Origin of the sequence: Fusobacterium mortiferum ATCC 9817 (assembly GCF_000158195.2) — a bacterium.
Classification (GTDB): Bacteria; Fusobacteriota; Fusobacteriia; order Fusobacteriales; family Fusobacteriaceae; genus Fusobacterium_A; species Fusobacterium_A mortiferum.
This window is the reverse complement of the sequence record NZ_GL987988.1, coordinates 957597-977037: the sequence shown is the minus strand read 5'-3', so window position 1 is coordinate 977037 and position 19441 is coordinate 957597. Positions and strand designations below refer to the sequence as shown.

The 19441-nt window shown below is 27.6% G+C and carries 22 protein-coding genes and 1 tRNA gene; 3 read left to right on the top strand and 20 right to left on the bottom strand.

What is annotated here, in order from left to right; all coding sequences use genetic code 11:
* Together dapD and FMAG_RS05620 are read left to right on the top strand one after the other, a co-directional pair.
* Complete coding sequence (gene dapD / locus FMAG_RS05625; protein WP_005884867.1) at positions 1 to 705, top strand: 2,3,4,5-tetrahydropyridine-2,6-dicarboxylate N-acetyltransferase; 705 nt, start codon at positions 1 to 3, stop codon at positions 703 to 705.
* A gap of 14 nt (positions 706 to 719) precedes the next feature.
* The gene (locus FMAG_RS05620) at positions 720 to 1844 is read left to right on the top strand and encodes a pyridoxal phosphate-dependent aminotransferase (RefSeq protein WP_005884866.1); all 1125 of its coding nucleotides are present in this window, start codon (positions 720 to 722) and stop codon (positions 1842 to 1844) included.
* Between the two features lie 252 nt (positions 1845 to 2096).
* On the opposite strand, the gene FMAG_RS05615 is transcribed toward FMAG_RS05620, so the two are convergent.
* The 17 genes from FMAG_RS05615 to FMAG_RS05555 form a co-directional block, all read right to left on the bottom strand.
* Complete coding sequence (locus tag FMAG_RS05615) at positions 2097 to 3392, bottom strand: lipopolysaccharide biosynthesis protein (RefSeq protein WP_005884864.1); 1296 nt, start codon at positions 3390 to 3392, stop codon at positions 2097 to 2099.
* Positions 3393 to 3395: 3 nt separating this feature from the next.
* A complete protein-coding gene (locus FMAG_RS05610; RefSeq protein ID WP_005884862.1) occupies positions 3396 to 4175 on the bottom strand; it encodes a glycosyltransferase in 780 nt (259 codons plus the stop codon).
* Between the two features lie 9 nt (positions 4176 to 4184).
* Entirely contained in the window at positions 4185 to 5174 is a 990-nt protein-coding gene (locus tag FMAG_RS05605) for a glycosyltransferase (protein WP_005884860.1), read from the bottom strand.
* 72 nt (positions 5175 to 5246) lie between these two features.
* Positions 5247 to 6359 (bottom strand): glycosyltransferase family 4 protein, encoded by a 1113-nt coding sequence (locus tag FMAG_RS05600; protein ID WP_005884858.1) that lies wholly within the window; start codon positions 6357 to 6359, stop codon positions 5247 to 5249.
* Positions 6360 to 6371: 12 nt separating this feature from the next.
* A complete protein-coding gene (locus FMAG_RS05595; RefSeq protein WP_005884856.1) occupies positions 6372 to 7556 on the bottom strand; it encodes an EpsG family protein in 1185 nt (394 codons plus the stop codon).
* Complete coding sequence (locus tag FMAG_RS05590) at positions 7550 to 8638, bottom strand: glycosyltransferase (RefSeq protein WP_005884854.1); 1089 nt, start codon at positions 8636 to 8638, stop codon at positions 7550 to 7552. The genes FMAG_RS05595 and FMAG_RS05590 overlap by 7 nt, the downstream gene beginning before the upstream one ends.
* Positions 8635 to 9426: a glycosyltransferase family A protein gene (locus FMAG_RS05585; RefSeq protein WP_005884852.1), complete on the bottom strand. Its 792-nt coding sequence runs from the start codon at positions 9424 to 9426 to the stop codon at positions 8635 to 8637. The genes FMAG_RS05590 and FMAG_RS05585 overlap by 4 nt, the downstream gene beginning before the upstream one ends.
* A gap of 2 nt (positions 9427 to 9428) precedes the next feature.
* Positions 9429 to 10688 (bottom strand): exopolysaccharide biosynthesis polyprenyl glycosylphosphotransferase, encoded by a 1260-nt coding sequence (locus FMAG_RS05580; protein ID WP_005884850.1) that lies wholly within the window; start codon positions 10686 to 10688, stop codon positions 9429 to 9431.
* Positions 10689 to 10703: 15 nt separating this feature from the next.
* The gene (locus FMAG_RS05575; protein WP_005884848.1) at positions 10704 to 12371 is read right to left on the bottom strand and encodes an aryl-sulfate sulfotransferase N-terminal domain-containing protein; all 1668 of its coding nucleotides are present in this window, start codon (positions 12369 to 12371) and stop codon (positions 10704 to 10706) included.
* Between the two features lie 93 nt (positions 12372 to 12464).
* Positions 12465 to 12866: a hypothetical protein gene (locus FMAG_RS13275; protein ID WP_005884846.1), complete on the bottom strand. Its 402-nt coding sequence runs from the start codon at positions 12864 to 12866 to the stop codon at positions 12465 to 12467.
* A gap of 32 nt (positions 12867 to 12898) precedes the next feature.
* Positions 12899 to 13171, bottom strand: coding sequence for an FUSC family protein (locus tag FMAG_RS13270; RefSeq protein WP_147366709.1), 273 nt, complete (start codon positions 13169 to 13171; stop codon positions 12899 to 12901).
* A gap of 20 nt (positions 13172 to 13191) precedes the next feature.
* Positions 13192 to 13389, bottom strand: a complete 198-nt coding sequence (locus FMAG_RS13785) for an FUSC family protein (protein WP_261660750.1) — start codon at positions 13387 to 13389, stop codon at positions 13192 to 13194.
* Positions 13390 to 13463: 74 nt separating this feature from the next.
* Positions 13464 to 14093, bottom strand: a complete 630-nt coding sequence (locus FMAG_RS13265) for a hypothetical protein (protein WP_175613114.1) — start codon at positions 14091 to 14093, stop codon at positions 13464 to 13466.
* Positions 14094 to 14531: 438 nt separating this feature from the next.
* Positions 14532 to 14617 (bottom strand) — tRNA-Leu (locus tag FMAG_RS05565).
* Positions 14618 to 14622: 5 nt separating this feature from the next.
* Positions 14623 to 14787, bottom strand: a complete 165-nt coding sequence (locus FMAG_RS13780; RefSeq protein WP_175613113.1) for a hypothetical protein — start codon at positions 14785 to 14787, stop codon at positions 14623 to 14625.
* Between the two features lie 64 nt (positions 14788 to 14851).
* Positions 14852 to 15052 carry a cold-shock protein gene (locus tag FMAG_RS05560; RefSeq protein WP_005884840.1) on the bottom strand — a complete coding sequence of 67 codons (201 nt, stop codon included), beginning with the start codon at positions 15050 to 15052 and terminating at the stop codon, positions 14852 to 14854.
* A gap of 177 nt (positions 15053 to 15229) precedes the next feature.
* A complete protein-coding gene (locus FMAG_RS05555) occupies positions 15230 to 16057 on the bottom strand; it encodes an N-acetylmuramoyl-L-alanine amidase (RefSeq protein ID WP_005884838.1) in 828 nt (275 codons plus the stop codon).
* A 144-nt stretch (positions 16058 to 16201) separates the two neighbouring features.
* Here FMAG_RS05555 and FMAG_RS05550 point away from each other — a divergent pair, with 144 nt between their 5' ends.
* Complete coding sequence (locus FMAG_RS05550; RefSeq protein WP_005884836.1) at positions 16202 to 16477, top strand: HU family DNA-binding protein; 276 nt, start codon at positions 16202 to 16204, stop codon at positions 16475 to 16477.
* Positions 16478 to 16618: 141 nt separating this feature from the next.
* On the opposite strand, the gene fba is transcribed toward FMAG_RS05550, so the two are convergent.
* The 3 genes from fba to serS form a co-directional block, all read right to left on the bottom strand.
* Positions 16619 to 17599: a class II fructose-1,6-bisphosphate aldolase gene (fba, locus tag FMAG_RS05545; protein WP_005884834.1), complete on the bottom strand. Its 981-nt coding sequence runs from the start codon at positions 17597 to 17599 to the stop codon at positions 16619 to 16621.
* Between the two features lie 88 nt (positions 17600 to 17687).
* Complete coding sequence (locus FMAG_RS05540) at positions 17688 to 18158, bottom strand: CbiQ family ECF transporter T component (RefSeq protein ID WP_005884832.1); 471 nt, start codon at positions 18156 to 18158, stop codon at positions 17688 to 17690.
* On the bottom strand, positions 18145 to 19416 hold the full coding sequence (gene serS / locus FMAG_RS05535) for a serine--tRNA ligase (protein ID WP_005884830.1): 1272 nt from the start codon (positions 19414 to 19416) through the stop codon (positions 18145 to 18147). Before serS ends, FMAG_RS05540 begins: the two co-directional genes overlap by 14 nt.
* Positions 19417 to 19441: the final 25 nt, after the last annotated feature.

The following is a 19441-nucleotide window of genomic DNA, read 5'->3' as shown; positions in this document are numbered from 1 at the left end:
ATGAACAAACTAAATACAGCTGAGGAATTAATAGCATATATAAAAAATTCTACTAAAAAAACTCCAGTTAAACTATATGTCAATGGAGATTTGAGTGGATTAGAAACTTCTGCCCAAGTTTTTAAGGGAGATAACTCTTACATTATCATTGGAGATAATTGTGAGATTGAGAATATTTTAAATAAATATAGTGAAAAAATTGAAAATTATTATATTGAAAACGATAGAAGAAATTCTGGAGTTCCTACTTTAGATTTAAGAAATATAAATGCAAGAATAGAGCCTGGAGCTATTATAAGGGATAAAGTAACTATTGGAGATAATGCTGTCATTATGATGGGGGCTGTTATCAATATAGGAGCTGTTATTGGAGATAACAGTATGATAGATATGGGAGCTGTTTTAGGAGGAAGAGCCACAGTTGGAAAAAATTGTCATATTGGAGCTGGAGCTGTTCTAGCTGGAGTAATAGAACCTCCTTCTGCTAAGCCAGTAGTAATAGAAGATGGAGTATTGGTAGGAGCTAATGCTGTCATCATAGAAGGAGTTAGAATAGGTGCTGGGGCAGTAGTTGGAGCTGGGGCTGTGGTAATAGAAGATGTTCCTGCTGGAGCTGTAGTTACTGGAAATCCAGCTAAAATTATAAAGAAAGTTGATGATAAAACACTTAGCAAAACTCAACTAGTAGATGACTTAAGAAAATAAAAGGAGAGATAGGTATGAAGTTCAATAGTGCAGTAGAAAATTTACAATACTCTTTAATTAGAGTTTTAAAAAATGAAGCAACTAAATATCCTAACTCTATAGATTTAACAATAGGAGAACCTGATATAGGTACTCCTAAAGGACTTATAGAAGAGGCAATGGAGTATGGAAAAAATCATCAATTGAAATATGCTCCTTCTGGTGGTGGAGAAAAAATAGGAGCATTAGTTGCTGAATATTACAATAAAAATTATAAAGGAGAGTACAGTGAAAAAAATGTCATTATGAATATTGGAGCTTCAGAAGCTCTCTCTTCTGCACTTAGAACAGTATTAAATCCTGATGATGAAGTATTATTAACTGTACCTTTCTATCCAGGTTATCCTCCTATGATAAATCTTTGTTATGGAAAACCTGTATTAATAGATATTTCTAAAAATAATTTTACTCTTACTAAAGAGTTATTAGAAAAATATGCTACATCTAAAACAAAAGCTCTTCTTTTAAGTAATCCATGTAATCCAACAGGAAAAGTCTTAAGTTATGAAGAGATGGAAGAGATAACAAAATTTATAGAGGAAAGAGAAATTTTTCTAATTTCTGATGAAATATATAGTTCTCTTTCTTTTTATGAGTTTCACTCTTTTGCTGAATTTAAAAATATAAAAGATAAATTAATTATAATAAATGGCTTTTCTAAATCTCATTCAATGACAGGTTGGAGATTAGGATATACTATCTGCCCAGAACAATATAGAAAGTTTTTTCTAAACACAAGCTTCTATACTGTTAGCTCTCCTGTAACCCTTTCTTTAAAAGGGGGAGAGATAGCTCTTACAAAATTTGAAAATAGAAAAGAACTATCAGAAGAATATAGAAAAAGAGCAGAATTTATGAGTAGTGAATTAAAAAAATTAGGATTTGATGTAATTACAACTCAAGGTGCTTTTTATATTTTTGCTAATTACTCTAAAATTTCAACCTTAAATTCCTTAGACTTTGCTTTAGATTTATTGAGAAAAACTCAAGTAGCAGTAGTTCCAGGAATCTCCTTTGGAGTTGAAAACTATATTAGAATAGCTCTTACTGTAGATATCTCTTTGCTAGAATTAGCTATTGAAAGAATGAAAAAATATTAACCAATTTGATTAGTTCTTTTATTAAAAAAATTAAGAATTGTTCCATATTTCAAGAGTTCTTTATCAATATAATATTATCATTCTTAAATTTTATTACTTTCCCTAGTAAATTTCTTAAATTGAAATCGGGATAAAGTAAGAGTAAAAGAAAAGGAAAAAATTTACTGTAATGAGCATTGTGTAAGCACTAGCGATTGGAAGTAAAATTTTTTCCTTTTCTTTTATTACATATTTTTATTTTTTGATTTCAATTTAAGAATCTCTAACATCCCATTTTTCTTTTAAGATAACTATCCCCTTCAGTGCTACAATTAAAAATACCTGTACTCCGTAGGCTAATATTACTCCTATTAAAGCAAATGTTTTTATTAAAACAAATAAAATTCCTAAATATAAAATATTAGCTATAAATATTATCTTAGTTTCTTTCTTTATATACCCCATTGCTAAAAATAGTGGATGAATTACTATACATATAGTTGCTAGTGATTTCATAACTATATAAAGATTTATCTCCAATCTATATTTTTCTAATCCTTGAGAAAAAAACTTAGATAAAATTTCAAACCCAATAATATTCATACCAAAAATAATTATAATACAAGCTATACTGAGTATTCCTGATATTTTTATTCCTCTTCTAAATATCTCTCTATAATTTTTTTCTGCTACCTTCTCACAAAAATATGGATATAAGGTCTGATAAAGAGGTGTCCCCACTTTATCTAAAACAATAGCAATTGTCTTACATATCTTATATGCTCCTAACTGTTCTAATGATAACATCTTCCCTACCAAAAGATTATCAAAATATTGAACTGGAATATCTAAGCTAGAATTTATATTAGTTAAACAGGTAAATTTAAAGAACTCTTTATTGAACTCTAATCTCTCTTTAAATACTCCATATATCTTTCTTCTTTTTAACTCTCTTAAAGCATAAAAATTTAGAAGAATAGCATTTAATATATTTGTTAAAAGATATATTAAAATAAAATAATTGATTTTAAGTTTTAAAAAATATCCTATACCTAAAAATATAAAATTAAATAGTGCTACTATCACTCTTTGATTTCTTAGATAGTCAAATCTATCAAAACTTCTCAAAATGCCAATAGGCGTTCCTTGAATATTGAAAATAATATAGATTGAAAAAAACATTAAAAGATATACTTCATAGGATTGAAAATTATAAAACTTTCCTATCCAAAAACTAGATAAAAAAATTATGATAAAAGCTATTAAAGCTGTAAAAAAATCTAAAATATAACTAAATTTTATCAAAGCTTTTAGTTTTTGTTTCTCCTCTCTCACTTGGGGAAAAAATTTAATAACTCCCTGCCAAGATTGAAAATTGAAAATTCCATCTATAAGAGATACTATTCCTTGGATTAAAACAATAAAACCATACTTTTCTAATCCTATACCTTTAGTAATAAAAGATATAGAAAAGATAGAAAGCAAAGAAGCAAAGGCATCTCCTCCAAATATATGTAAAAAATTTATAATCAGTCTATCTGTTAATAAATATTTTATTTTTTTTATCATAGATTATATCCTTTTACTCAAGTCCACTAAAAATTTAGAGTTTTTTACAAATCTCATAAGTCCTGTTGCTATCAATATCTCAACTAGAATTTTTTTATAACCTCTATAGTGTTTAAACTCCAAAAAATATAATTTAGAAAGATTTTTCTTTTGTGTCCAACTTTTCCCCCACCAGTGTATTCCATAGGTATCATCTTTTATACACTCTCTTTTGAACTCCTCTGTAAAATGATAGGGATAAAAATATCTAGGTGGGTATATTACCATACTACCTGTTATTTTAGTAATATCTTCATTTATTTGAAAATCATACTCTCTATTGATTACTCTAGTTATTATATCTGGAATTGTAAATATTGGTTCATTCCAAATAGCCACACTGTAGAACTCTAAAATTTTTTTCATAAGTGGATGCTTTGGAATAACTCCTATTATCCCAGCACTAATTACTTTTTCACTCTCTGCTCCTATAAAGAAATCATTTGAGAGAAGTTTATCTATATTTTTTATTATCTGCATATCAGTATCTAAATAAACTCCCCCCTCTTCGTAGAGAACCTTTATTCTAAAATAATCTGAAAGAAAAGCCCAAAGTTTTCTATTATAACACTCTTTTAAAAATCTATTTTTCTCTATCTCTTCATAAAAATTTAAATTTTCTTCATTCCACTCTATAATCTCATAATCAGGGAGTTTTTCTCTCCAAGAGTTTATACATATATCCATAAGATTGGGATAAGAGTTTTTTCCTAACCAAATATAATGAATTTTTTTAGGTATCATCTTTCCTCCTTAAAACTTTGGAATCTTTTGTACATTACTTATCTCTTTTCCCAAAAGTTTTCTCAATGTATTTGGTATGAAGATAGAGAAAGATAATAACCTTTGTTCTATATTTGATTGAGCATCCTTTCTTAACTCTTTATATAGTTCTTTATATCTTCTATATACTCTTTTGTAATCTCCACCACCATTGTATCTCTTATATAATACTGTGGAATAAAAACTTAATATAAGAGAAGATAAAGCTTCTTTTCCTTTACTATCATCTAAATTTTTAAACTCATTAAACAGTTTTTCACAAATTTTTTCTAAGGAAAGCATACTTTTTTCAGATACCTTATTCATTATACTTCCCTCTCTTTGTCTATAAAAATAAAATGCCTTATCTATATATTTTACTTTTTTAGCTTTTAAATATGCAAAAGTAGTGAACTCACTATCCTCATGTACTATCTCTTCATTGAAAAAAAGTTTATTTTTTATTAGAAAATCCTTTCTATAAATATCATCTACTACCTCTTCTCTATAACATTTAGGTGCTTGAAAAACTCTCCATAAAAAATCTATTCCTGTAACTACTCCACTATCTTTTACAAGTCTTGACCTAAAAAGAGGTTCTCCTATTCTTCCAGGGACATAGTATCTCATATTTCCTACTGCTATATCTACTCTTGACTTTATTCCCTCTATTACAAACTTTTCAAACTCATCTGTATCTATAAAGTCATCACTATCTATAAACGATATATATTTTCCTTTTGCTATTTTTAGTCCTGCATTTCTAGCTGAAGATAATCCTCCATTCTCCTTATTTACTATCACAGTTTGTTTAGGATAAAGTCTTTTAAATTCTTCCATTATTTGATAACTATTATCTTTGGAACCATCATTTACTAAGATAACTTCATATCTTAGATTGCTTATTTTATATAGACTTTTTAAGCATTCAGCTAAGTATTCTTCTACATTGTAAATTGGAACTATAATACTTAAATCCATAATTTTACTCCTTATCTTTGGAAAATTAAAGAACTGCTCTTCATTTTAAAAAATTAACAATTCTTTGATAGTTTAAATCGTAGCCGATATTTTCTTTCTGTAAATCTCAATTATTATTTTCTCATCAAACTCTTTTAGTATCTTTTCTCTTCCTGCCTTTCCCATCTCTCTTTTCTCATCTATTGAAAGTTTTATAAATTTTTCCATCTTCTCTACTAAGTCATCTATATTTTTTACCTCTGCTAGATAACCACTTTTTCCATCATCTACTATCTCTTTACAACCAGTTACATTAGAAGCTATTATAGGTTTTCCCATAGCCCCTCCCTCTAACAAAGTTTTAGATATTCCCTCTCTATATGATGGTAAAACTATTGCATCACACTCTTTTATTACAAGTTCTGGTTTATCAGTTATTCCTAGATAATTTAAAACACCCTCTTTTACTAAATTATCCATATACTCTTTAGTTATACCTGATACAGCATTTTCTCCCAATGCCCCTAGATACCAAAACTCTACTCTCTCTCCATATTTTCTTCTAAGCCTTCTAGCACTTTCCTCATACTCTTTAAATCCTTTATCTATAAAAGCTCTAGCTATCATTAAGAAAATAGTTTTTTCATCCTTTCTCTCCATAGGAAGTGGCTTAAATCTCTCACAATCTGTTCCCTCTCCAGGAAGTATAAAAATTTTTTCTCTATCTCCTATCCCTTTAGAAATTAGTGTATTTTTATCATCTTCATTGAGAACCCAAATCTCTTTAGAAAATCTTAAAGAAAACTTATAAAGTCCTACAGCTATTTTAGATACAAGAGATTTTTGAATAAATGAATATCCTAGTCCTGTAAGTATAGCGATAGATTTTTTACCTGCTAGTTTTGCTGCTATTGTACCATAGATATTTGGTTTTATTGTGTAGTGAAATATCAAATCTGGATTTTCTTTTTTATATAAACTATGCAACTCTTTTACTAATTTTAAATCCTCTATTGGATTTATTCCTCTTTTATTCAAATTTATTGAAATTGCTCTAAGGCCTGGAATAGCCTTTTCCATATCTATTCTTCCATCATCTGGAGCTACTGCTATTACCTCATGTCCATCTTCCACCAAAGCTCTTAGTACCCCAGCTCTAAAAATATATATATCCCACATGTAGTTAGCTACAAACATTATTTTCATATTTATATCTCCTTAAAAAAGTAATGATATCTCTTTCCCGTGTCCCTCTATCTTATACTTACTAGCATCTTCTACTTTTTTTCTTTGATTCTCTTCACTATCCCCATTGATTAAAATATTTTGGTAAGAATATACCTCTCTATTTCCTACAAAATTTATCTGATTATTCAATCTAAATAATGATATAGCAATAGCTACTATAAATATTGGCAACTTAGGATAAATCTCTAAAAGCATAGGAAGTATAAACCAATATGAATAAATAAATAATAACCCAAATCTTATAGCTACTATTGAAAATTCTGATAGATACAAGAAGAAAAATATTGATATATAAAGAGAATTTAATATTATATTTCCATATTTTTTATTCTTAAGATTATCACTTACAAACCAACAAAGTAAAAACATAATAACTCTTTCAAAGTAATATAAAGAGAATCCCAATGGAAAATCTAAGGGTATTATACTAAAATATCCAGAAAGTTTTGCTCCTATTCCTGTTGGTAAAAATGTATTATACTCTTTTATTATTCTCATTACAATTCTAATATCTGAAAGATAATAGATATTTCCTAAGATAAATAAAAATAGGATAAATTTCTTATTCCATTTTATATTTAAAATAAAATACATAGGAAGATAAAATATAGAACTATAATGAAAAAGAATACCTAAAATATTTAAAGCTCCAAAATTTAAAATTTTTCTCTCCTCTATATATTTTATAGAAAGTAAAAATAACATTATACTTTTAGCATTTCTAATCATATCTATCTCTAAAGCAACTCCATAGATACTAAAGAAAAGTAGGAGAGATAGAATAGGATATTTTGAAAATCTTTTTATTACAAAATAGAGTATTATAAAATCTACTGAAACATTTATAAAATTATATATGAAATAATTATTAGTAAGAGTTTTTATAAAAGATGTATAAATTTGAAATCCTAATTCATAACCTGAGTGCAATACTTGAGTATTTCCTTTCAATAACTCCCCTATTGTAACCATTTTATCAAAATTAGGTTTATATGAGTACCAGTCATATCCTATATACCCTCTTAGCCCAAAAAATAAAATTAAAAGGAGAAGGGAAAATATAAAAAAACTTTCCCCTATCCTTTTTCTCTCACTTATTTTTTCAATTATAACTCCTAAGCCTAAAAAGCTAATTATTCCAAAATAAATTAACATTTTAACTCCCTTTCATATAGCTCTAAGTAATTATTTGCACACCACTCTATTGTATACTTTTTACTTCTTTCTAAACACTTTTTAGATACCTCTTTATATAACTCCTCATTTCTTAGAGAAAGTATCCCCTTAGCTAACTCTTTAGAATCTTTTGCATCTACTAAAATTCCAGCTCCCTCTACTACTTGGCTAAGCCCTGGAACATTACTAGCTATCACTGGTTTTTCACTTGCCATAGCCTCTATTGCTGTTATACCAAATCCTTCAAAAAATGAGTACTGTACTACTATATCAGCTGTTTTTAATAATCTTGGGATATCTTTTCTCATTCCTAAAAATTTTACTCTACTCATAAGATTATTATTTTGACAGTATTTTTTCACATCTTCTTCTAATTTTCCATCTCCAACAAAAACAAGCTTATATTTTACTGGAAGCCACATCAAAGCCTCAGCTACTCCTAGTTGATTTTTAGACTGATGAAATCTAGATACCATCATTACTAAATAGTCATCTTCCTTTATTCCCAACTCATTTTTATCATAAGGCTCTGATAATTGGAACTCTTTGATATCTATTCCATTATATATTATTTCAAAAGAATTATCATCTCTTTCTAACCACTCTTGTAAACTTTTTTGTGTAGCTTCAGATATACTTACTATCTTATCAAACCCAGAGAATATAAATTTATCTATTCCTCTCATCAATTTTGAATCTCTTCTTCTATTAGATGTACTGTGTTCAGTAGTTATATATTTTCTTTTCTTACCATCTAATAGTTTGGCTAATCTAGTCCAATATTGAGCATGTACTAAGTGAGCATGTACTATATCGTAATTTTCCTTTTTTATCTCATTTACAATAGAAAATATATTTGAAAAAGATTTAATGGAGTTGTTTTTTGCTACAACAATCTCTATTTCTCTATCTTCTAACTCTTTTTTAAAAACTGCTCCTCTATCACTTAGTATCATTACCTTTACAAAATGCCCTTTAGATTTTTGATAAGGTACTAACTCTGTAAGTAATCTCTCTGCTCCACCTAATTCAAGTGATGTTATTATATGAAGTATCTTCAACTTTTTCCTCCCCTAGCTATGAGAGTATAATAGTTTGCCTGTAAATATCTAATTAAAAATTTAATCTTATTTTTTAAAGGCAGTGAATAAGAGAGCATAAAACTATAGTACTCTCTAAACCCTTTAGGATTATTTCTCATTAGCTTTTGAAAATTTCTAGTATAACCGTCCTCAAGATATTCAAAATAATATATTCCTTCGTCTATATATCTCATCTTATATTTTTCCCCAATTTTTACCCACACTATTGCCTCTGGAATAAATTTTTCTCCTTCATAGACATTAAAAGGATTTTCTCTTAATAACTCAGTTCTAAAAACTTCAGCTTTATCTCCATCTATTCCATACTCATATACTATCTCAATAGGAGAAGAATCAATAATATTTTTAGGATATGGCTTCCCAGTAATTTTTTTAGTTGCTATATCCATTTTTCTAAATATCATTCCCCCCATAGAATTAGGAAGATTTTTTCCATAACTTAAAACTTTTTCTACACAGTCATCAGTTATATAATCATCGCTATCTACTATCAGAAAAAACTCTCCATTAGCTAAAGCTACCCCTTCATTTATAGCTCTCATCTTTCCACCATTTTCTACATACTTATATATGAGTTCAAAGTGAGAATTTTTTTGAAATTTTTTAATTAACTCTCCACCTCCATCAGTAGAGCCATCATCTACTACTATCCACTGAAACTCTTTAGAAGTTTGCCTAAGTAAACTCTCATACAATCTTTCTAATGTATCTATTCTATTATATACAGGAGTAAAAATTGTCAACATAATTATCTACCTTTTCCAAATACAACTGTTTTAAAAGTCATAAACATTATCATCATATCTAAATACAAGCTATGATGTTTTATATAATATAGATCATACTCTAACTTTCTTCTAGCATCTTCTACACTAGCTCCATATGGATACATAACTTGAGCCCAACCTGTAAGCCCTGGTTTTACCATATGTCTTAAATTATAATATGGTATCTCTTTTTCTAACTCTTTTATAAATACCATTCTCTCTGGTCTAGGTCCTATGAAACTCATTTGTCCCTTTAAAACATTTACAAGTTGTGGTAATTCATCTATTCTTGTCTTTCTCATAAAGTTTCCAAATTTAGTAACTCTGGGGTCATTTACCTGTGCCCACTTTGCTCCATCTTTTTCAGCGTCATTTCTCATACTTCTAAATTTATGAACTTTAAACTCTTTTCCATTTTCTCCAACTCTATCTTGACTATATATTATAGGCCCTGGACTCTCTAATCTTACTATTATAGCTGCAACAAGCATAACAGGTAGAGTCATTATTCCAATTATAATAGCCATTATAATATCAAATAATCTCTTAATATTATTTTGAATTTGACTACGTAAAATTTTAAAACCATAAGCTTGTAATAACCATTCTTCTGATATAAACTCTACTTCTATTTTCCCTTCGTTCTCTATCATATAATCAAAGTAACTTTTTACTTCAATTCCACTTAATTTCATAGCTAAGATATCTCTTATCTCATTACTTTCTAACTTTTCTTTACATAAAATTATTAAAGATATATTATTTGCTTTGACAAATTTTGAAAAATCTTCCTCTTTTCCTGAAAAATCTATATATTTGTAATCTGGAAAATGCTCTATACTTTGTAAAACTCTGTTTTTCATCTCTCCACTACCATATATAGTTACATATCTCAATTTAAAAACTGCTATACTTATAAGCACAGTTAGTAACACTTGAGTAGCTATAAAGATTAGCATAAAAATAATTAAAGATAAATCCCAACTATAAAAAAACCAAGTCATAAAACAGATTATATCTATTATAACAACAAAAATATAGCTTCTTATTTTGTATTTATATCTTTGGAACTTCATGTTATCTGTTACATAAGCTCCTAACATCATTATAAAAAACCCTATAATAGAGTAAAGAGAAAATAGATTTTCATCAGATACAAAAATATATTTTCCTAAATAAAATACCAGCCCCAATAATATAATATATACTGTATTTAAAACTGTTCCCTTTTCCTGTTCCATTTTACTCTCCTACTCCTAAAAAAGTTCTATTCTTCTACCAGATAAGATATTATTCTCTTCAAAGCTATTTCTATCAAAATAAAGTCTCGCTTTAAATAGCTCCTGTTTACTATCTATTCCTAATTCTGAAAAAACACCACTAGGATATGTTAACTTATCACTAAAACCATATACTGCTAGTTGATTATTCATCTTAGGAAGATATTGTATCTCTCTAAATAGTACACCATTTTTCCAATTTTCATTCTCAGCATAATATTTAGGCTCTCTTGTACTCAAAACTTTTCCCAATATATCAAAAGTAAATACAGCTTTGTCATTAGCTACTATCCAACTATTATCTTCTTTTCCTACATATGCTTTATTTATAGTAGATGAAATATCTAATACATATCTAATATTCCCATTTATATCAAATACAAATGGCATTGCTTTTTCTTTTGTATTAAATGAAACTAAATTCATTCCATCTTCCATTCTATTAGCAATCTTCTTTTCAATTACTATTGCAGGAAGTATATCATCTAAAGCTCCTGTATTTATTGAAAGCTCTTTTATTCTTCCATCTTCTAAAGATATTTTTATTCTATTTTCACATTTAGGAAAAAGTCCAACTATTGGTAGCTCTCCTAAAGAATTTATTCTAGTACTATATGAATAATCTTCACTTCCAAAAGCTCCTCTTACTAAAATACTTACTTTTTTATCAGCTAAGCTATTATCTACTTTTACTAAAGCTGTAAGAGGGGTTCTGCCATATGGATTTAGTTTAATAAAAGGCTCATCAAATGTATATATTTTTTTTCTATACTCTTTCTCTAACTCTATATTACTATTTTTATCAGCAAGATAAAAATCTCCGTATAGATATATTTTTCTGAAATCTATACCTTTCATATTATCGGTTATAAAATTTTTAAAACTTGGGGTAAGATTTGAAATTTCATCTATTTTCTTACTAAATGCAACTAATCTCTCTAATGTTCCAAGTGGTAATCCAGAAGTAAGTAGTTTATTGCAATTTTCTGTAATATTTGAAATAAATTCTGGATTAAGATTAAAAAATTCTACTATGCCATTATCTCCACTTATAATAGTATTAAGCTTATCTAGTTGCTCTTTATTAAGAGTTTTTATTATCTCTTTTAACTCTTTATTAGAAGTAAGCTTTAATAATTTTTCTTTAGTTAATATCAATTCTGGAACTTTTCCTTCATCTTCTACAACTTTATTATAATCTAAATTTGGAAAGCTTTTTATCAAATGTTCTCTAATTTTTCCAGAAAGTAAGGCTAATTCTTTGAAACCTTTACTTGCATTATATAGAGAAATTGCCTCATTATAACTTATATCTCCAGAAAAATATTTTTCAGAACTGTATTTCTCCTTACTTTTTGCATTTAAAACTTGTAAAAGATTATCATTATTTAAAGTTGTATTCATAATCTCCAATTTTTCAACTGACAGATTTTTTATCTCATTTTTTAGGGTATGGCTATTTAACTTTCTCTCTATCTCTTTCTCAAATCTTTTTCCTCTACTCTCTTGATAAGATTTTGATAGAAGTTGATTGTTAGCTAATCTCTCAATTAAAATATCTCTCTTATTAAAAGTGTACAAACTAAAACAAATTACTGTTAACGAACATATTATGATAATTTTTTCTTTTTTTGTCAGCTTCATTGTATCTCCTTTTCCTATTTCAGATATCTTTCCCTATTATTATCTCTTATTTTATCACATTTTTAAAAATAATGCTCTATTTTTTTATATTCTTTATATGAAAGATTTATGTACATCTATTGTTGATTGCTTATGCAGCTTTTCTAACTCATTTACAGTTTCCATACAATTCAATACTATATTGTTAAAATACAGCTCTTCCTTCAACTTTCCAAAAATTTCATTTTTATTTTCCGTATTCATAAAACTTACTAACTCATCTGTAGTATAGCTTAAATATATTCTCTTTAATGCATCTTCTAAATTTTCAAATATCTCTATAAAAATATTTCCTTCTCTTATTTTATTATTATTTTCTCCATAATAGAAATAAGAGTTTAATTGCTCCATCTCTACTACTAAAGTTTGATTGATATCCAACATTTGAGTAAAAAAATTTCTTTCTCGCTCTGGTAGATTTCTTCCAATATATCCCTTCATATCACTCACAAGCATATTCATCTCCATAAATAGATGTCTAAATCTATTTATATCTCCTTGACTAGTATAACTTTTTTTACTTCAGATAACATTTTTCTATCAATTTCAAATAGCTCTTTAATACTATTTTTAAACTCTCTTTTTGCTGTATTTGGAAATATATAGTGATCGGCTAACCAGGTTATAACTACTGCCATTCCTACATAAGAAAATCTTAATATAGTAGCACTTCCCAGTCTCAAAGTCATAGTAGCTAAAATCATTCCATAACAAGTTGTATACATGGTCATTGTCCAAGAAGTAATTGGTGCTGTATACATAAGGATAGTCATAACTACAATTATAAAAATCTATATAAATGAGTTTGATTTAAGCTAATTAATAACCAACAGATAACTATACCAAAAATTGTTCCTAAAACTCTATTAGTTATCTTCATCTTACTTTCTTCAGCATATGGCATAAGCATAAGAAAAGAACTCATTGGCAACCAATAAGCATGTTCTAGTTTACTAACATAAGTAAATGTAAAAGTTATACAAAGTACAACTGAAAGTCTAAGAGCAAATCTTACCTGAAATATATCCAGTTGAAGAATTTTATAGAGATTTTTTATTTTTTCTTCCTCTTTAGGTATTTTCCATTTTTTTCATGTTTATGGTAACCTTTTGTTTTCATTTGCGAAAGTGCTAATTTTAAGAGATTTAAAATCTCTCCTATCCCCTCTTTTAAATTTAAAGATATATTTTTTTCTTCCATTTGAAATTTTTCTATTTTTAATATTGATTCCTTATTTCCTTCAATACTTAATTTTTCTCCTATAAATTCTAAAAGTTCTGCTAATTTTACTAAATACTTTTCTTCCTCTTTTGAAATTTCTATATTTTTATCATAACTAGATATAAAGTAATCAAATCTTTGAAATATCATCATAAACCAATATAAAACTTTTCCATATTCAGTAGCGAGATATTTAAGATTTCTAGTTGAATATATAAGCTGATTCATCGCTGGAATAGTTTTTCTTATCTCTACTCTTTCTTGAGAAATATCTTTTCCTAAAATAACTTTTTTTAATTGCAACGGAAGAAGCAAAAATTTTTCTTTTAATTTTTCATAGACTTTTTTCCTTCTTACATATTTAGAATATAAATGCAACCCTATAGTTATTACTCCAAAACTATATAGCAGAGCTCCTATTCTTAATGGTAAATCTTTAATTGAAATAGGCATTAACTGCATAAAAACAAAAGCCATTCCATATACAAAATATGATTTAGGTGTAAATTTATTTGTTAAAAAATAAACTATGAAAAAAGAAATAAATAAATTTAACACTATACATAAAATTAATGTTTGTCCTGCTAAAAAAGACATTAAAGCTATAAATAAAAATAGTAAATAATTTTTAATTAATTCATTTGCTCTAAAATCTTGAGCATGTTTTATCTTAAAAAAAGTGTTAAAAATGGAGGTAATATTACATTATATTTACCAAAGAAAATCCATAATGTTAAAAATAGAAAAAGAGAGATAAGTATTGTAGGTAATTCTATTTTTATTTTATTCTTAAATATAACTATTTTATTGTAATACGCTTGTGATTTTATATTTTTTATTTTTCTCACTCCTATAACTAAAAAAATAAAGAGGATAACTATATCCTCTCGAATTATCAACTGGTGCATGGGAAGAGACTTGAACTCTCACAGGAAAACACCTATAAGGACCTCAACCTTACGCGTCTACCATTCCGCCACCCATGCATATTTTAATACCATAAATTATATGACACTCTTTTTTTCATTTTTTGATTTTTTTTGAAAATGCTATCATAAACTCTTAATAAAATTCCTACTATAAATAATGGGAACAAAAATAATTTTACTATCGTATTGACAAACCACTGGAGTTTTATTTTACTATTTTTTTTCATTTTCTCCTCCAAAAAATTACATAAAAATGGGGTACATTACAGTACCCCAAATGTTTTCCAATAACTAAGCTACTGTTACATTAGAAGCTACTGGACCTTTTGCTCCTTCAGTTACCTCAAAAGATACTGCTTGTCCTTCTTCTAAGCTTCTGAATCCTTTTGCATTTATATTAGAGTAGTGTACGAAATAATCATTTCCATCTTCTCCAGAAATAAATCCAAATCCTTTGTCTTTGTTAAACCATTTTACTGTTCCTTTTAGCATTAAAATGCACCTCCAAAAATTTTAGATGAAACCAAAATAGAAAAAACAAACCCTAAAATTTTTGAAACGTGATTATTAACATTTGAAACGTGAAAAAAAGTTAGTGTTTTATTTATCAAATTGTTTTCTTCTCTAGTAGTATTATAACATTAATTATAAATTTATACAAGTTATTTTTTATCTATACTTCCTATTTAGAGCCTTTAGAATAGCAAAAGTTTCTAAATCCATCATACCAGATAAATTTTTAGAATTAAAATGAGCTTGAAAACTATATACAACTCTTCTGCTTTCTTCATCCCATTCATCTGTATTATTTATCTTATATCCATATTTTCTAAGATCTTTTTTTATTTCTGAAATGGGAGTTACTAAGTAAAGCTTTTCATTCATAAAAAATATTTTATCCTTTTCATCATACCAAGCTCCTATCCCATACTCTTTATATAATCTTTCCCATGGAAATTTTGCTCCTGGATCAATCTTTCTAGTGGGTGCTATATCTGAATGTCCTAAAATATCTTTTGGTTTTATATTATATTTTTTTATCAATTCTTTTAATAAAAAAGCTAATTTTTTTATTTGTCCCTCTTCAAACTCTATATATTTATCTTCTGGAATAAAAAATCCATATTTTTTTTCAGTCTCATCATAGCTTTTTATTCCTAAATTGACTATCTCTATTCCAATAGAAGTATCATTTAAATTTCTTCTATCTCCAAATTCACTTAATCCAGCATGCCATGCTCTTTTATCCAATGAAACTAAATTATATATCGGTTCCTCATCTTTAGAAGTAATTAGATAATGTGAGCTTACATTCCCTTTTGTAAGAGCTCTTACACTAACTTCATCTGTGGTAGCAGTATAATGAATTATAATATATTTTATTCTTTCGTTCTGCCCTTTAGATGAAAATTTTTTATTATCAATACTATAATTGATGGAAGTACATGAACTTAACAATAACACTAGTAATATTAACACTTTTGAATATTTTTTCACGTATATCTACCTCCTCTTTTTTTACTATTTTACACTAAAAAAAAAATTTAGCAAAATTTTATAAAAACTATTGAAATTATTTAAAATATATGATATAAAATAGAAACTTATGTGTTTTATATAGATTTTAGGAGGATTCATAAAATGACAAAAAAAGATTTTACAAAAGTACTATTTGAAAAGGGAGTATTCTCATCTAAAGCTGAAGCTGAAAGAAAATTTGAGGTAATCTTAAATACTATTGAAGAAACTTTAAAAGCTGGAGATGAATTAAACATTATCGGATGGGGAAAATTTGAAGTAGTAGAAAAAGCTGAAAGAGTAGGAAGAAATCCAAAAACTGGAGAAGAAATTGTAATCCCAGCTAAGAAAACAGTTAAATTTAAAGCTGGAAAAACTTTAGTAGAAAAAATGAACTAATCTATAACTATTACTTTATAGATAAAATTATAAGAGGAAAATAACAGTAACTATACTGAACTATTTTCCTCTTTTTTTATAATTCTCTATCTGGTATTATTTTAATAAAAAAAAAGAGCAGATTACTCTGCTCTTAAAAAACTATTTAGTTCCTTTTTTATAAGCTCCTTCAGAACCAAAAACATCAACTATTTTTGTTTTGTAGTAAGCTTTCATTTCCTCTTTAGCTGCTCCTAAATATTTTCTAGGGTCAAACTCTTTTGGAGTAGTTCCTAGTACTCTTCTGATAGCTGCTGTGAAAGCTAATCTTCCATCAGTATCTACGTTTATTTTAGCTACTGCTGATTTAGCTGCTTTTCTTAACTCAGAATCTGGAATTCCAATAGCGTCTTTAACTTCTCCTCCAAATTCTTTTATCATTGTAGTATATTGTTGAGGTACAGCAGATGAACCGTGTAATACGATAGGGAATCCTGGTATTCTTCTTTCGATTTCCTCTAATATATCTAGTCTTAATTTAGGATCTTCTCCTGGTTTAAATTTATGAGCTCCGTGAGAAGTTCCGATAGCTATTGCTAATGAGTCTACTCCTGTTTTTGTTACAAACTCTTCAACTTCATCTGGATTTGTATATGTATGAGATTCAGCTTTTACATCATCTTCTATTCCAGCTAAAACTCCTAATTCAGCTTCTACAGTAACATCTTTTGCATGAGCAAATTCTACAACCTCTTTAGAAACTTCTATATTTTTAGCAAAATCATAGTGAGAACCATCTATCATTACAGAAGAGAATCCTGCTTCTATACAAGTCTTTACAGTTGCTAAATCTGGTCCGTGGTCAAGGTGTAAAGCTACTGGAATATCAGACCCCATACTTCTTGCTCTATCTACAGCTGCTTTAGCTAGTAATGGAGTTACTTCTGGTCCCATATATGATAAAGCTCCTTTAGAACATTGTAATATAACTGGTGATCCCATTTCAGCACAAGCTTCAACTATTGCTAAAGCCATTTCCATATTGTTAAAGTTGAAAGCTGGTACAGCATATCCATTTGCATTTGCTTTTGCAAACATCTCTTTTGTGTTTGAAAGACCTAAATCTTTATAATTGTATCCCATTTTTTCCCTCCTAAAAAATCATATATTTTAATTCTATCAGATATTTAAAATAAAATCAATTAAAAGAATGTTAACATTTTAATTTAGGTTAGTTTTTTACTCTTATTTGTTTTAAAATATATCTAAAAAACCATTTTATTCTCATTCTTTTTCTGATTAACAAAATAGCTTGAGGAACTAGTTCTATCACAGTTTCTATTATTTTTTGATATTTATTAAATTTTGTATTAATTAACTTTTGAGCAACTACTAACCACGAAAGTAATAGAAGATTGAAAACCCTCATAAAATTAAGAAAAAAGTTATACATTCCCTCTTTTGTAACATAAAACTTTGAAATCTTAAATAAAACTTCTCCCTCTTGAGTATAAAATATTTGTAAAAAACAAGTTATAAAATAGAGGAAGAATAAAAATTTTACTCTTCCAATATTTTCTCTTAAATTTTTATTATATTTCAAGTTCAATAGGAATAAAATAATTGTAGTTACTCCTATATAAAGTAAATTATTTAAGAAGATATTAAGTAATAGTAGTATAAATAGACTACTTCTTAACAACTTCTATTCCTCCCATATATGGTACTAAAGCTTTTGGTATTAAGAATGATCCATCTTCTTGTTGATAGTTTTCCATAATAGCAACTAATGTTCTTCCTACTGCTAATCCAGAACCATTTAATGTATGGCAATATTCACTCTTAGAGCTTCCATTTGGTCTATATTTAAGTCCCATTCTTCTTGCTTGGAATCCTTCACAGTTAGAACATGAAGAAATTTCTCTATATTTCTTTTGTGATGGTAACCATACTTCTATATCATAAGTTTTAGCTGCTCCAAATCCTAAGTCTCCAGTACATAATTGAATTACTCTATATGGTAACTCTAATCTTTGTAATACTTCTTCAGCATTGTTTACCATTTTTTCTAATTCATCATAAGATGATTCTTGATTAGTTATTTTTACCATCTCTACTTTATTGAATTGGTGAAGTCTTATAATTCCCTTTACATCTTTACCATAAGAACCTGCTTCTCTTCTAAAACATGGTGAATAAGCAGTATAATATTTAGGTAATTCTTTCTCATCTAAAATCTCTTTTCTATGAATATTTGTCATAGTTATTTCAGAAGTTGAGATTAAAAACATATCATCAGTTGTTCTATACATATCATCTTCAAATTTAGGAAGTTGTCCTGTTCCTTCACAAATTTCTCTTTTTACCATAAATGGAGTGATATGCTCAGTATATCCATGCTCTAAAGTATGTAAATCTAGCATAAAGTTAATTAATGCTCTCTCTACTCTAGCTCCTAATCCTCTATATAATACAAATCTTGAACCTCCAAGTTTTGCTCCTCTTTCAAAATCTAGTATTCCTAAATCTTCTCCAATATCCCAGTGAGCTTTTGGTTCAAATGTAAACTCTCTAGGAGTTCCCCATCTTCTAATTTCTACGTTTGAATTCTCATCTTCTCCTACTGGAGTTCCCTCTTGATACATATTAGGAATAGTCATTTGAATATAAGTTAACTTTTCTTCTACTTCAGCTAATTTTGTATCTAATTCTTTTATTTGAGCTGAAACTTTTCCCATCTCTTCAATAAGAGCAGTAGCATCTTGTTTCTCTTTTTTTAATCTCGCAATTTCTGCTGATTCAGAGTTTCTTTTTTGTTTTAAAGCTTCTACCTCTCCTAAAATCTCTCTTCTTTCATCATCTAGTTGAAAAAACTCATCAAGAGTTAAGTTGCTATTTCTATTTTTTAGCATCTCTTCAACTTTTTCTCTGTTTTCACGTATGAATTTTAATTCTAACATACTAATTTCTCCTCTCAAAATATAT

What these genes read in the sequence shown, in the direction of transcription:
- dapD (WP_005884867.1), top strand. Translation starts at nt 1, where the DNA reads ATGAACAAACTAAATACAGCTGAGGAATTAATAGCATATATAAAAAAT.
- FMAG_RS05620 (WP_005884866.1), top strand. Translation starts at nt 720, where the DNA reads ATGAAGTTCAATAGTGCAGTAGAAAATTTACAATACTCTTTAATTAGA.
- FMAG_RS05615 (WP_005884864.1), bottom strand. Translation starts at nt 3,392, where the DNA reads ATGATAAAAAAAATAAAATATTTATTAACAGATAGACTGATTATAAAT.
- FMAG_RS05610 (WP_005884862.1), bottom strand. Translation starts at nt 4,175, where the DNA reads ATGATACCTAAAAAAATTCATTATATTTGGTTAGGAAAAAACTCTTAT.
- FMAG_RS05605 (WP_005884860.1), bottom strand. Translation starts at nt 5,174, where the DNA reads ATGGATTTAAGTATTATAGTTCCAATTTACAATGTAGAAGAATACTTA.
- FMAG_RS05600 (WP_005884858.1), bottom strand. Translation starts at nt 6,359, where the DNA reads ATGAAAATAATGTTTGTAGCTAACTACATGTGGGATATATATATTTTT.
- FMAG_RS05595 (WP_005884856.1), bottom strand. Translation starts at nt 7,556, where the DNA reads ATGTTAATTTATTTTGGAATAATTAGCTTTTTAGGCTTAGGAGTTATA.
- FMAG_RS05585 (WP_005884852.1), bottom strand. Translation starts at nt 9,426, where the DNA reads ATGTTGACAATTTTTACTCCTGTATATAATAGAATAGATACATTAGAA.
- FMAG_RS05580 (WP_005884850.1), bottom strand. Translation starts at nt 10,688, where the DNA reads ATGGAACAGGAAAAGGGAACAGTTTTAAATACAGTATATATTATATTA.
- FMAG_RS05575 (WP_005884848.1), bottom strand. Translation starts at nt 12,371, where the DNA reads ATGAAGCTGACAAAAAAAGAAAAAATTATCATAATATGTTCGTTAACA.
- FMAG_RS13275 (WP_005884846.1), bottom strand. Translation starts at nt 12,866, where the DNA reads ATGCTTGTGAGTGATATGAAGGGATATATTGGAAGAAATCTACCAGAG.
- FMAG_RS13270 (WP_147366709.1), bottom strand. Translation starts at nt 13,171, where the DNA reads ATGTATACAGCACCAATTACTTCTTGGACAATGACCATGTATACAACT.
- FMAG_RS13265 (WP_175613114.1), bottom strand. Translation starts at nt 14,093, where the DNA reads ATGCAGTTAATGCCTATTTCAATTAAAGATTTACCATTAAGAATAGGA.
- FMAG_RS13780 (WP_175613113.1), bottom strand. Translation starts at nt 14,787, where the DNA reads ATGAAAAAAAATAGTAAAATAAAACTCCAGTGGTTTGTCAATACGATA.
- FMAG_RS05560 (WP_005884840.1), bottom strand. Translation starts at nt 15,052, where the DNA reads ATGCTAAAAGGAACAGTAAAATGGTTTAACAAAGACAAAGGATTTGGA.
- FMAG_RS05550 (WP_005884836.1), top strand. Translation starts at nt 16,202, where the DNA reads ATGACAAAAAAAGATTTTACAAAAGTACTATTTGAAAAGGGAGTATTC.
- fba (WP_005884834.1), bottom strand. Translation starts at nt 17,599, where the DNA reads ATGGGATACAATTATAAAGATTTAGGTCTTTCAAACACAAAAGAGATG.
- serS (WP_005884830.1), bottom strand. Translation starts at nt 19,416, where the DNA reads ATGTTAGAATTAAAATTCATACGTGAAAACAGAGAAAAAGTTGAAGAG.